The sequence below is a fragment of the Chromobacterium sp. Rain0013 genome, assembly GCF_015291765.1.
Classification (GTDB): Bacteria; Pseudomonadota; Gammaproteobacteria; order Burkholderiales; family Chromobacteriaceae; genus Chromobacterium; species Chromobacterium haemolyticum.
The window spans coordinates 3236595-3249305 of record NZ_CP031514.1 but is presented as its reverse complement, the minus strand read 5'-3'; the positions used below and the strand labels follow the sequence as shown (position 1 = coordinate 3249305).

14 protein-coding genes are annotated in these 12711 nt (G+C 54.5%); 3 read left to right on the top strand and 11 right to left on the bottom strand.

What is annotated here, in order from left to right; all coding sequences use genetic code 11:
* Positions 1 to 84: 84 nt before the first annotated feature.
* From DXT74_RS15000 to DXT74_RS14970, 7 genes are all read right to left on the bottom strand, one after another.
* Positions 85 to 1131: a zonular occludens toxin family protein gene (locus DXT74_RS15000; RefSeq protein WP_194426352.1), complete on the bottom strand. Its 1047-nt coding sequence runs from the start codon at positions 1129 to 1131 to the stop codon at positions 85 to 87.
* Between the two features lie 2 nt (positions 1132 to 1133).
* A complete protein-coding gene (locus DXT74_RS14995) occupies positions 1134 to 1409 on the bottom strand; it encodes a DUF2523 domain-containing protein (RefSeq protein WP_081549415.1) in 276 nt (91 codons plus the stop codon).
* Positions 1406 to 2761 carry a virulence factor TspB C-terminal domain-related protein gene (locus DXT74_RS14990; RefSeq protein WP_194426351.1) on the bottom strand — a complete coding sequence of 452 codons (1356 nt, stop codon included), beginning with the start codon at positions 2759 to 2761 and terminating at the stop codon, positions 1406 to 1408. The genes DXT74_RS14995 and DXT74_RS14990 overlap by 4 nt, the downstream gene beginning before the upstream one ends.
* A 55-nt stretch (positions 2762 to 2816) precedes the next feature.
* Entirely contained in the window at positions 2817 to 3131 is a 315-nt protein-coding gene (locus DXT74_RS14985; protein ID WP_162787878.1) for a hypothetical protein, read from the bottom strand.
* A complete protein-coding gene (locus tag DXT74_RS14980; protein WP_231138188.1) occupies positions 3131 to 3418 on the bottom strand; it encodes a major capsid protein in 288 nt (95 codons plus the stop codon). The genes DXT74_RS14985 and DXT74_RS14980 overlap by 1 nt, the downstream gene beginning before the upstream one ends.
* A 186-nt stretch (positions 3419 to 3604) precedes the next feature.
* Positions 3605 to 3922 (bottom strand): hypothetical protein, encoded by a 318-nt coding sequence (locus tag DXT74_RS14975; protein WP_194426350.1) that lies wholly within the window; start codon positions 3920 to 3922, stop codon positions 3605 to 3607.
* A 67-nt stretch (positions 3923 to 3989) separates the two neighbouring features.
* Positions 3990 to 5453 (bottom strand): replication initiation factor domain-containing protein, encoded by a 1464-nt coding sequence (locus DXT74_RS14970; protein WP_194426349.1) that lies wholly within the window; start codon positions 5451 to 5453, stop codon positions 3990 to 3992.
* A gap of 109 nt (positions 5454 to 5562) precedes the next feature.
* Between DXT74_RS14970 and DXT74_RS14965 the strand changes: the two genes are divergently transcribed.
* The 3 genes from DXT74_RS14965 to DXT74_RS14955 all read left to right on the top strand — a co-directional run bounded on the left by DXT74_RS14965 (position 5563) and on the right by DXT74_RS14955 (position 7851).
* Complete coding sequence (locus DXT74_RS14965) at positions 5563 to 5937, top strand: hypothetical protein (RefSeq protein ID WP_194426348.1); 375 nt, start codon at positions 5563 to 5565, stop codon at positions 5935 to 5937.
* A gap of 540 nt (positions 5938 to 6477) precedes the next feature.
* Complete coding sequence (locus DXT74_RS14960; RefSeq protein ID WP_194426347.1) at positions 6478 to 7011, top strand: hypothetical protein; 534 nt, start codon at positions 6478 to 6480, stop codon at positions 7009 to 7011.
* Between the two features lie 483 nt (positions 7012 to 7494).
* A complete protein-coding gene (locus tag DXT74_RS14955) occupies positions 7495 to 7851 on the top strand; it encodes a hypothetical protein (RefSeq protein ID WP_194426346.1) in 357 nt (118 codons plus the stop codon).
* 234 nt (positions 7852 to 8085) lie between these two features.
* Here the strand turns inward: DXT74_RS14955 and DXT74_RS14950 are convergent, their stop codons facing one another.
* The 4 genes from DXT74_RS14950 to DXT74_RS14935 are packed head-to-tail and all read right to left on the bottom strand — an operon-like array spanning position 8086 to position 12634.
* Entirely contained in the window at positions 8086 to 8640 is a 555-nt protein-coding gene (locus DXT74_RS14950; protein WP_194426345.1) for a hypothetical protein, read from the bottom strand.
* A gap of 57 nt (positions 8641 to 8697) precedes the next feature.
* Positions 8698 to 11160: a fimbria/pilus outer membrane usher protein gene (locus DXT74_RS14945; protein ID WP_194426344.1), complete on the bottom strand. Its 2463-nt coding sequence runs from the start codon at positions 11158 to 11160 to the stop codon at positions 8698 to 8700.
* Between the two features lie 30 nt (positions 11161 to 11190).
* On the bottom strand, positions 11191 to 11886 hold the full coding sequence (locus DXT74_RS14940; RefSeq protein WP_194426343.1) for a DUF1120 domain-containing protein: 696 nt from the start codon (positions 11884 to 11886) through the stop codon (positions 11191 to 11193).
* Positions 11887 to 11902: 16 nt separating this feature from the next.
* Positions 11903 to 12634, bottom strand: coding sequence for a fimbria/pilus chaperone family protein (locus DXT74_RS14935; protein ID WP_196783772.1), 732 nt, complete (start codon positions 12632 to 12634; stop codon positions 11903 to 11905).
* Positions 12635 to 12711: the final 77 nt, after the last annotated feature.

Below are 12711 nucleotides of genomic sequence, written 5' to 3'. Positions count from 1 at the left end.
TTAGTTAACCCCGTAGGAAAAACTTAAAAATAAGAACTAGACCATACGCTGAAAAAGCTAGCATTAATAACCAAAACAAATAAGTCATTTCTTAACCTCTATCTGTTGGGTTTTGATGTTTGTCGTTTGTGGCGGCGAAACCTGTTGATCAAGATACGGGTTATAGCGAGGCTGCTCCATCTCAGACAAGCACTGCTCATTCGACATCGCAACTACCGTCCCTTGCTGTGTGAACGCCCTACAACGCCCTTTGCTGGCGATATAACCCACAACCATAGGCATAGCTTTTACAGAGCGCTGAGCATCATATAGCGGCGCTGTCTCAGGACGTCCAGCGATACGCGGATGCTCAGCCTCATAAATCGAAACCGCCGTCACATCCGCCTGAGGACGCGCCGCCGGCTGAGCCGTCGTCGCCACCCCAGGCGTCCGATCCGGCTGAGTTAAACTGGGCTGAGCCTGCTCACCCTGGTGCATCTTTCGATTAATAGAACGATACGCAAAAAAGGCCAAAAGCAAAGCAATAACAATAGAAAAGCCAATAACCCACACATAAGTAGGCATTCGCTTATCAACTTTAACGTGAAGACTAGCGCTTTTATAAAGCCCAAATACTTTCTTGGGTAATTTGTAGTTTCGCCTTGCGGCAATGTCACGAGACGTCTTGCTCTTTGGGTCTCCACACTCTGACCACTCATAAAGCTTGCGACCAAAAGGCAGTGCACGAATGTGAACATGTCGCCCAACAAGCGGACGTACATTTGAGTCAATTAAGTGAACGCCTTGTGTAATGAGCCAAATATCAATGCCGGTATGGCGATGGGTTTCTATCGCCGCAACATGGTCAGGAACGCGGCTACCCGCCGCACGCGGCCTATATACGGTCTGCGCTTCATCGACTAAAAGAATTGCATTAGGCGGAAATTGGAAAACAGGACGCTGGATTGAAGGGTCTTCCGGCAAAGGCACGAGCTTTGTCCACTCTGCAACCGGCGGTGCCACTTCATGCGGTATCTTTAGATCTGAAATACCCATCACAAACAAAGGACGCTCGCCCTGCTCTTCAAGCATCATAGAAACAGCTAACGCTGATTTGCCCGTGCCAGGATCACCAGTAATTAGAGTCAACATAATTATTTGCTCTTAAAGTCAATGCGCTTAAACGAACCCATAGACAAGCGAAAAGCAAAAGCACCGACAATAATGCCTAACGCTTCGCCTACACCGGCCAAGCCAAATAAATTTGATACAACAACGGGCAGGCCATTCAAGCTATTTTGAATATAGCCATTTAGTTGCGTCAAAATCATTTGAATGCCACCAAAAGTAATTATCGACAAGCCAAGACTCACTAAAATCTGAGCAATAAGCGGCTTCACCATCGAAATTAAAAAGCTTGCAAGATTCATGACTCACCCTTCCTTGCGCCAAAGCAAATGTAATAAGCAGCAACAAATGCAGCCAAAAGAATAACCGTCTTCATCGCCGAAGCATATCGACAAAACCACTCAAAAGAATAATGGTACGTCATCCCGTTCGATAGCGTAAAAACATAATCGGGCGGACATAAAGCGGGAAGCGAAAAAGGATTCCATTCAAATGAGACATTTTGTGTGGATTCCGGAATGGTAATTGTCGGAGGGTCTCCGTATTCCGAACAACCAATAGAATTGGGGTGCTTGTCACAATCGGTCTTTTGTTCTTCTGGCGGCTTTGTTGTAGTCGTATTCGAACTGCTGCGACAAGAGCCTTCACCAGTACAAGTATTTGTCGTTGTGGTCGTGGTCGTAGACTTGTCTATCTTGATTTCGCCACCGGCTTTGCCATCTCCCTTAGGCGTGTAAGTCGTTTGCTTTTCAGTCTGCCATTGCGATTCAGTGCCATCAGCATTCTTAGTAGAGCCTGAAGCTGAAACAGATTTAGGGCCAGTTACTGGATCGCCGGAAGTCGTTGTAGGCGTATTGTCATCCAATTCAAAAATAGTCCCCTCTTTCATAAATCCTTCAAAAAGAGGTTGCGTGTAGTTGTAATAATATTCTTTGGCTAAATTATCGATATCGTTTTGAGTGGCGGGTGAACTCTGTGAATATTTGACGGGCGTCGTTTCTCTGCACCAGTAATAACCCGCATACTCTCCGCCACCGACAGGAATGTTGTTTCTGTAGAAACATTTATCAGGATTAAAAGAAGGACCGCCGCCCGTAGTTTGAATACAAACCCAACCTGGAATATGTACTATAAAAGTACCCTTTTGACCCCAAGCGAGTGAATACATATCACAATCAGAAGCATTAGACTCATTAATGCCGCTTGCAGGCGCATTCCAGCATCCGCCAGCCTTCATTTCACATTGAGCATCTTTCATCATCTCCCAACCTTTTTGAACAGCATAATCAGCTAAAAGGTTAGCAACAATGGCACCGGGATTAATGCGGCCCTTTTTAAGCGCTGAAGCAGCCGCAGCAGCAGCCGCAGCGGCGGGAATAGGTATTTGATCAAGAATACGTGACTGAACTAGATTGGACTCCATATTGACAGCAATTTGCGTAGTCACCCGCGCATTTTTAGCATCGTCTAAAGCAACCTTCATTACGGTATCAGATAGCTTTTGGGCGTCAGAAGCGGATGTCACTTTGCGAGTAATTGAATCACCGTAACGATAATAGGTGCCAACCCTATAGCTTCCCGCAAAAGAAAAACTAGCCGCCGCCGAAATCATGACGCCCACTAGAAAATAAAGAAACAGGCGCATTATATTCATTTGAATAGCACCATTCCTACAAACAAAATAGAAATGAAACCGGCAGCAAAATAAATCATGTCAGCGCCCTTTTTAAAACAAGAATGCCCCATACAATAATTGCCGGCGTCAAAACCAGCCAACCTAATGCGACACCATCAAAAATAAGCTGCTGAGGATCACATTCAGCAAATTTAGGCACAACAAGCGAGCTAGAAACTAAAACAGCCCCATCGGGGCTGTTACGGTAGTTATTTAGCTGCCAGCTATGCCCGCTCTTCTCAAAAGCCTGATAGCCAGTCTCAGTAATGCGCGGAGCAGTAGACGTATAAAGCGCGTCCGCTGCCGACGCCTGATCCGAATAGCAGGCATAGCCGACAGCGAAGCCCATCACACCGCCTTACGCAGCCATTTGAAGCCGGCAATGCCAACCATCACAACGAGCACCAAGCCACCAACGACAGCGGCGTCAGCGCCGGAATCCTTGATGGCCTTGGTAATCTCCTCGGAGACAGCAGCGTTGGCCGATGCAGCAGCAGCCATTGCGAACAGACCCAGGGCGAACTTGCGGGCAACATTCATGTGTTTCATTTCAATCTCCATGGCTACAACAAGAACCAGATGCAGCGCGTAGCCAACGCAACACCCAGATAAATCAATGGCAACGCTCCAAATCATCGAAAAAGTTCGATACAACAAAGGAATTGCCCAAAACAAACCGAGCGGTATCAATCGCAGATTCAGCGTTATCAAACCGACCGGCGTCACCTAGAAACCGAGTAAAACCGACATCGCCATTCGGATCGGGACACAGGAAAAGGCCCGTGTCGCGGTCCTGTACCACCCACACAGGCCCGATCATGATTAACCCTGCTGAGCCGGTTTTGCGGACTGGGGAGCCTGAACTGGCTGAACATTAAGAACGACGGTTTTCGTCGTCTTGCCGTTCGTGACCATTTCCAACGTGCATTTCGCAACGAACGGATAGGAAAGGTGTTGAATCTTGGCGAAGTTATCGGACGTACCCCATTGCATTTCCGACGCAGCAGAACCAACGGCATTGCCGTTTTGGTCATTCAGTTGCACCTCTACAAACAACTTAGTGTTGTCGTAGAGCGTGCCGTCCACGGTGTCCTTGAAGCGCTTAGCGCCGATGATTTTCAGATTCGATTCGAATTGCATGTCAGTTCTCCAATGGCGTTTGTCCCGTTTTCCGAAATCCGCCTTAATTCCGGGGGATGAATTTTCGTTACCGTAACGCTGTTTTCATGCAGAACTGGCGCCAGCCGTCCGACGTAGTCGGCAGATCAACAGGCGCAGGCTCTGCGGCTACACGCGCAAATTCGTCAGCGTCGTAATCAACGCAGGCGTAGTCATGAACAAAATCTTGATTCGCCAGTTCGCAAGAGACATTCGCGAGCTTCAGGCGCTGGGGATAGCCGGCATCAGGACGAGCCAGGTGGGATACGATGCTGTCGGCAGTCCAGCCGGCAACCTCTTGCATGTAGTTGACCAAGCGACCGACCTGAAGCGCCGCATAGTGGACGTAGTGATCAAACGCATATTCCTGCTGTTTGACGATTGTCTGGATGCGTTCAGGTGTTTTCTTACCCGCAAAGCGATCAAAAGCGGGATAGGCCCCGGCCAGATAAGCACCGGCATTGAGCAAAATATCGAATGGGATGATGCGATCGACGGCTTTGAACTCGGTTTCAACGCGAAACCATTCAGAAGTTGGGCTTCCCTGTTCCCTACCCTTTTCGTAGCCCCGCGTATACTTGCCGTTCTGCCGCTTGCCGATATACAGCGTCCGGCCGGAGCCGTCCGGATGATCCCAATCGCCACGACGCTCAACAAAAGGATTGCGGCCACCGCAATTGAAAAGACCCGCTTTAACGTCATCATTCATCAAATCGACGTTGTACAAGCCTTCAAAGTCATCAAACGCGCAGTCAACACGAGTCAACCGCGGATTTTCGGCGTCAGTAGTCAGGAAATCGTAGAGACGTTGCTCCCAACCAGGATTTGCAGCTAGGCAACCCACTGCAGTGAGTTGGACAAGAATCGTATTGCGCTGACCGCCAAAGCTCAGATGGCCATAACACACATCTTCCTGACCGAGCACCCATGTATCCCTGTAGAAGTTCATACCCTTCGGACGTTTCGTGGCAATGCCGAAACCAAAGATTTGCATGAGCTTGCGGGACATCGTCACGATGTAGTCATCGTCGGCAACCATCCGGTGACCGGCAATCACATGACACGTTGACTCGTGGACCGTGAACGACACCTGATCGACATGCGCGAGATCATCGCCAACGCCATAAGCCCGTACCGTGACAATTTTCAACTCACCGTTTTCCATCACGAGTTCGATATTTTTTAAATCCGGTCGATCTGTAGCTTGGGCCGCCTGCGGCAACTTTCCCCCCGTGTTACTAGTGGGGGGGAGCAGCGCCGCCAGCGTGCCGCGCTGGCGCGCGTCACCACTGGCCGCGCAGCTTCCCGCCGGATACAAGGCCGGACGGGACAGATTGGCAAAACGAGGCATCGACAGCCAGTAACGCAAATCCCGAACGATGGGACGCAGTTCGTCATCAGAAGGACCAACAACGACAGTCACACCGTAGTCATAAACGGCGCGATAGCGCGGTTCATCGCCCTTCTCTTTACGAAGATTCACAGCTTCCTGCTGTCGGAACTTGCGTGCCATGGGTTGCCTCTAGCTATAATCCGATACGTAAAGGCCTGAAACGCTCAAGACCTTGAACTATTTGTTCGGAGGCTAGCTCAAGGCATTGAACCATTCAAGGGGTTTAGTCATGAAAAGGTCGGTAGAGTACTTGCTAGAGGCAAAAGAAAAACTCGGATGCAGCAGCGACTACAGGCTGGCAAAAGAACTCAAAACGAGCACAGTTAACATCTCGAACTACATGAACGGCAAAAGCCAAATGGACGACTATCACTGCATCCGAGTCGCCCAAGTTCTTGGCATCGATCCGATGGAAATCATTGCTGCCGCTCAAGAAGAGCGGGAAAAATCGGAAGAGAAAAAGGAGTTCTGGCGGGATTTTCGGACAGCACGAGAACGCGAAAAAGGGCTGGTACTCGTGCCAATGTTGATCATGATTCTGATGATAGGAACGGCCCTGATGAGCCTCAAATTTCCTGAGGCAATGTATATTATGTCAAATTAGCAAATATGCGACGCAGGGCCATCGGCCTGCTCCAGGCACTCAAATACCTGTCTTTTGGATGTTCCGACAACAACATTCAGTTCAAGAAATGAAACGCAGCAATCCGTGGTGTGAGTTTAAATGCAGCCCTGACGAGCTTGGATGTTTGTTTATGAAGAATCAGAGTCGCCTTCCTGAGCGAGTACCGCAATGCGTGACGCCTAGCAGCCCAGAATGAAACAAAAGACGGATATTAGCTCGCAGGCTTGCCCTATGGCATTCAGCGCCAAAAAAGACAAAGCCCCTCGCCGGGAGGCAGTCCCCGGGATGCTCGGGCAAGCCCTCAATCCCCGGGCACAGCCCGGAGGGTTTTACGTGGTCATGGCGTCAAGGGCTCAGATCCTCGCCCGGTCCACGGCTCCGCAGAAGATTTTTCGTTACGGTAACGATTAAATGCAAAATCCTGACGGTTGTTACCGGGAGGTATTTTCATGCCCTGCCGCTAGCCCTTCAGTGAAAAATTTGTTTAGCATGAACCCGGGTGATAGCTGGAGCAAAGGCATGAAGCGAATGAGTCTTGTGTTGATCGTGACATGGGCCGCCACGGCGCAGGCTGGCGTGATTGAGTGCAAAACAAAGGACGGGAAAAGCCACCTCACCAATGAGGCCACCTGCCCTCCTGGCACAACATTTAAACGACAGATGACTCAGGGCCAAGCTCAAGGGGACGACTTGCTTAGGCCCATAGCGCCCAGAGCTGCACAGCAGCCTACTCGACGCCCCAATCTGCAGGCGGGGGTTCTGGAGTGCTATGTTAGCGAATCACAAATCATGTATACGACCGCGCAGTTTTGCCCGGCCGGGACACGTTTCAAGGGCATTAACTTCAACACGCGAGATCCCAGTATCGCTGCGGCACAAGGGTCACAAAATTCAGCGCCAGTGATCCAGGTGAAAAGAAGCTGTGAAATGCTCAAGCAAATACGGAACTACTACGATCGAATGCTAGAGCCTGGGATGAATAAAGAACCAGATACGATGCAAAAGCTCAGGGACGTCCAGAAAGAAATGCATGAAAATGGATGTCGAATCTAGGATTAAACAGATGTTTTTGCATCAAAGCCCGGGGTTATGCCCGGGTTTATTTTTGAGTAGTGATTTTTTCGTTACGGTGATGATTTTTCGTGTTTAGGCATCAGATGCTTTCGCATCAGGTAGCGAGCAAAACGCCAGAAAATTGGGCGTATCGGGACAGAGAGCAAGACGCCAATGTGCGCAAGCCAGGCTCAAGAGTGACCCAAAATACCAAGGCTAGAGGCGCTGCGCGGGGCTACATAACGTGAGCATGTGATCGAGATATGCAATTTTCAATAAAAATGAAAATTGGTATCACAAAGCAATATTTTGATCTATAACGTGCCTTGAGTGGGTGATTCCTTACTCGCTCAGATCGGGTGATTGGGGGCTGAAGCCAGCTCCTTGGGCGATTTGACATGGTTAATTTTGCTCAAGGGAGGGGGTGTTTTTTTTAGATACATCCCAAACTTGTAGCTACACAATGATCTTGGAGATTGAAATATGAGTGCAGCAAAACAACTGACGATCCAGGGTACGGGCGCTATCAACCTGAGCAATATTTCTGCTGGTGGCAGTGCGCCGAGTATTAAATTGCCATCTGGGAAATATGCGGTAACCTTGACTTCGGATGTCAACTACCACGACGGCAGCCCGGTTTTTTGCCAGCAAGCCATCTTGTTCAATTGTGCGCCCCTGAATACGGGCGACTACGAAAAGTGGTTTTATGTGCTGAATACAACTGAAGGTTGTATTATTAAGGCGGAAGAAAACCAACCGGTCTATGCATTTATTGTCGATCAAGTCAATTCTGCTGACAATACGGGATCGGCAACAGTGACATTCACGCCCATCGGGTAGTAAAAAATGTAGAAGTTCAGACTTGATCTGACAGTCAGGCCTTGCCGGAAGGTGGGATTACCCGTTTTGATAGAGGTGCGAATCTTCATCAAAACAGCGCGCAAACGCAGGAGTAACCCCATGGCTAGACGTTTTACCGTTACCAGAATGCGGTCGCAGAAGGTGGCGTCGGGACCTTATTCGATGCTAACCGGCGCAATGCAGCACTTACCGTAAACGGCGGAGGCCAGCGCTTCATTCCGCGGCGGAGGCCTGTAGTTCGAACACCCCGTTCATTTGCCAGCGCTCACGTTCGCGGGCATGCGCCGTACCAATCGGCAAGGCCGGCAGGACCTCAAGTTCCAACTGCAAAGCCCGGCCCAAGCCGCCGCTGTCGGGATGGATATGCACCAGTTGACCAGGACGCAACTGTACGGAGCGCAAGCGCTCACCGCCGCTCCCCCCTTCATCAAGGAAGTAAGCGTCACGACCATCCAGCGTAGCCGAGCGCAGGATCAGGCGCACCACGCCCTGAGGTCCGAAACGATAGGATGCCGCATCCGCCGCCGGACCATTGAAACGCAGGGCCAGCGCCTGGGGGCGCTCGCAGACGGCTTGCAAACTCAAAATCCGCGCCTCTAGGCCCCCGCTCGGCGCACTCCGATCAAAATCCTCGCGCAGTGCGGCCAACGGCACCGCGCCATAGTCCAGACTGGGCGTGCTCAACGTCAATACACACGGCGGCTCCTCGGCTGCGACGCCGGTGCTCAGCAGTGTCAGCACGATGAAAATCCACTTGTTCCTTCTCATGTCTTTATTCCTTCGGCACATGGATACTTACTCCTGTCGCTGGCGGTGAACAGCATCTCAGCCAGCGAGCCTGCGGTCCGATGCGTCCACTTCGAGCTGCGCGCCCGGCGCGCATCGCGCCCTGATGGTTTGGTAGATCACGGAAATGTCCTCCTCCGGCAAGGCATAGTCCAAGCGGCAACGCCGTCTTGGCGGAGATTCCACATACAGCCCGTTTTGCACCGTGGCTTGATCCAGAAACACCTCGCCCCCGCTCCCGGTGATCGTGATGAAGCGCCCTTCCCCATCCACCACGCTCAGGCCGGATGCCAAGGCCTCGCCGTCCTCTGTCGCGATCTGGATCAGCAAACGCTGGGTCTTGAGCACCGAGAAGTCCACCCGGCTGACCGAGCCATGCCCGGCGCGCACGACTTTCAAGCCGTTCTTCACATCCGCATTGCGCGGCAGGCTAGGCGTCTGCAACTCCACTCGGGTGTCGGCGTAAGCGTTCAGATTGGCCAATACCGCATGGCCTTCGCTATCGCTCCACACCGGGCCGCTGGGCGTGCTGAACTTCACGCCGGGCAAGCCGCCCACCGACAATACCCCGACGCTGTCGCGCAGCGGATAGGGCGAGAAGGTCAGGCCGCGCTCATGCAGCAGCGCTCCGCCGCGCAGGCTGGCGTTGTACGACTGGGTGCCGCCGCGCTGGCTCATGCCGAGGCCCAGCTGTGCGTAACGCGGAATCCAGTGCAAATTGCCGCTGAAGCCGGTGCTGTTCTGGTCGGCGTCGCGATCCACCGCCACGCCGTAATTCAAGCTGTCGCTGACGATTTCTCGGTAGCTGGTCCCCAAAGTTTGGCTTTGACCATAGCGTTGCAGATAAGCGCTTAAGCTGGCGCGTTCCAGCGGTAGATCGACGTTCAAGTAAAACTGATTACGATGCGCGCCAGAGCCCTGGCTCAGATCTCGGCCCACGTTCAAGGAAATATTGGCGTCCCACACTCGCCGTGACCAGCCTCCATTCAAGCGCGGGGAAGCATCGCCTCCGTTATGCGAGCGCGTGGCGCTCAGGCTGAACACGCCCAAGAACTCATGGCTATAGGACAGGGATAGACCGTACTGCGTCAGCGCGGCCGGCGCCTCTTGCCGACGAGCCGCATAATCCGACAGCGTGCGGAAATGGGCGCTCTGCCGGCTCAGGTTCAGCGCGCCGGAGAGGCGCTCGCTCCAGCTCGCGCTCAAGGACGCGCTGTATTGCGCGCCGCTCCTTCCCGCCTCGCCGTCGCGGGAGGTCACGGCACGCATGCCGGCCACCATTCCAGGGCTTAACAGATAAGACAAGGCCCCTCCGATGGAATGAAAGCGTTCGGACCACATTCCTCCCAAACTGAGATCCAGTTCCCGGCCCAGCCGCCAGCTGCGGCTGCCGGAGAACAACCAAGGCGTGTCGCCATCCTGGCCGCTGAACTGACGCAGTTTGCCCGCCGCCATATTGAAACCCTCTACATCGCCGCCCGGGCTGGCAAAAAACGCCGCCACCGGCACAGTGAAGGCGTGCTGGCCGCCATCGCTTTCGGTAACGGTGACATTCAGGTCGAAGCCCGCCGAAAGGATGGGCACATCATTTAGTTCGAAAGCGCCGGGGGGCACCAGCGTGCTGTACACCAAAGCACCTGCCTGCCTCACCTCCACCCGAGCCTCGCTCTGAGCGATGCCCCTGACCTGCGGCAGATTGCCGCGCGGCAGCAAGGCCCCTTGCGGCAGCCACTGCGCGCCGGAGAAGTTCACGCCGGCAAACAAGGGGTTGTTCAGCGATAACTCGCCCACTTGCAGGATAGCCTTGCTGCCCACTAGGGTCTTCTGCGCATAGCTGTAGAGATACTGGAAACGATTGCTCGCCCCGTTGTGCGCGAAGCTTTGCCGGCTGCGCACCATCCAGTCCTGCCAATTGAAGCCGATTTCGGTAAAACCTTGCAGATACTGCTGGCTCCGCCCGCCTCCGCTGCTGCGCATGGCCAACACCTCATAATTGAACACGCCGGCTGTGCCGCCGCTATCGTGAGCGCCCAGTTGCTCCTGCTTGCGCCGCAAGGCGCCGCTGGGCACAAGGATATCCACCCGTGCCAGCTCTGGCCGCAGCTTGACCACCGCCTGCGGATAAAAGGCCGTCAACTCCCGGCAGCCGGCCTCTGCCGGCGGCGGCCCGGCCGTGGGCTGCAAACCGGCCGCCGTCCAGAATCCGTCGTCGACGCACAGGCGGCCGCCCTCGTCTATGCGCACCTCGGCGCTGCCGCGATCCGCGCCGTTGACGGATAAGGACGCCCGATTCCTGCCCGGCACAAAGCGCGCGCCCAGGCTGAAGTACTCCGCCACCCCAGGGTCGATGCCGCTCGCCTTCAACACGCCCAAGTCAAACTGCACGCCCTCGCCGCTTATGTCGCGGGCTTCGTTCTTCGCCAGTGCCGCCGTCGGGAACGTTCCGGCCAGCCACAGCAATAACGGGATGGGCCTGAGCAGCCATTCAATTGAATACTTCATCTAACAGGACCCAAGATTTGGATGGAGAGATCAGGGATAGAAGACCGTGATGGTGGCGTGACCGTCCAAGTTAACCGGTTCGCGCGCGCTGAGTGTCTGCCGCCCCCTGAGCGCCGCGCCGACGCGCAGCTTGAACGCGTGGGAGCGGGCCGGTTGTAAGGTCTGGCGCTGCGGCGAGCCCAGTGCATAGCCGTAACGCAAATCCAACGGTTCGGCGTTGGCTTGCAACCAGCCCTCCTGCCGGCCAGCGCTGCGCATCAGCGTCGCTGGATGCTCGTCCGCATGGGCCTCGATCAGGCTCAGCCACCAATAGCCCAACGCTTGCTTTCGGCTATCCAGGCCCAGCCCCAGGGTCTGTTCCGCCTCCGCCGGCAGCGACGGCAACGCCCCTCCTCCCGTCGGCTGAAGCCGGCCCATGACGGCGATGGTGGCGCGGCTGTCGCCGCGGTTGTCCCGTATGCTCAAACCCACCAACGCCGGCTGATCGCACTGCACATGCAAGCTGATCTCCCGCTCGCCCAGCAGCGTCGCACCTGGATTCAAGGCCGACCAGGGGATGAGGCCGTAATCGACCACGCCGTTATGGGAAAAACTGGGCGTGCAGCTGGGGGGCACCACCTCGGCCGTCATCGCGAATGGCGCGTTCGCCGCCAGGGCCGGTATGCACGGCAGCCCGGCCAGCATGGAAACGCGCATCGCCGCGGTAATCGCTTGGCTAATGTTCATGGCCAGGCCTCACCGTTCAGTTCAAGGACGCGGTGAATGAATCCATCGCATAGCCGTAACTAGTTGCCGGCCATAACTTGACGTGAGTGGCATCCAGCGGCAGCGCCTGGTCTGCCGACTCTAGTTGCAGCCGCTCGCCGGGCAGGATATAGGCCTTGGGCAGCTCCAGCGCTTGCTTGCCAGGCTGTAACTCCACCTTGTGCGTGGACAGCCGCACCACATAGGGGCTGTCGTTCTTGACTTCCAACTTGCCGTTCTCCGCCTGGCTCCATTGCAACTTGGTCCATGGCTCTCTTTCACGCGGCAGACCCTTGGGGCGGATCAGCACGGGCAGGTTCTGATTGAAAGTCATCTGAATGCGATGTCCCTTATCAGCGGACACCGCAGGAATCCCCTCGAAAGACGCCCGCATCAGCCGTTCGGTCCGCAGCGGCTGCGGCGATTTCAACAAAAAACGGACCAGTTGTTTCTCCCCACCCTCCACCCTGGAAATTGGCGGCGTCGCCAGCAATAGCTGCTCCGGGTCTTCTGGCAGGTTTTCCAGCCGCACATACATCAGGCTGGCGTGGGCGTCGGTATTCTTGACGTTGATCACGCCCTCGCCATCGCCCTCTTCCACCACCACCAGCGAGGTTTCCGGCACCACGCCGGCGGACCAGGCCGCCGCGGGCAGCAGGGTCAGCGCCAAGGCGCCGGCCATTGCGCCGCCGCGGACCGCAACGGCAAATACATTCAGCGCATGCATCATATGAAACTCTTTTTATCAAGGACGGCGTTTATTCACCGCGCCAAACCGTATCAACCGGGCCGGCAAGCATGCCACCG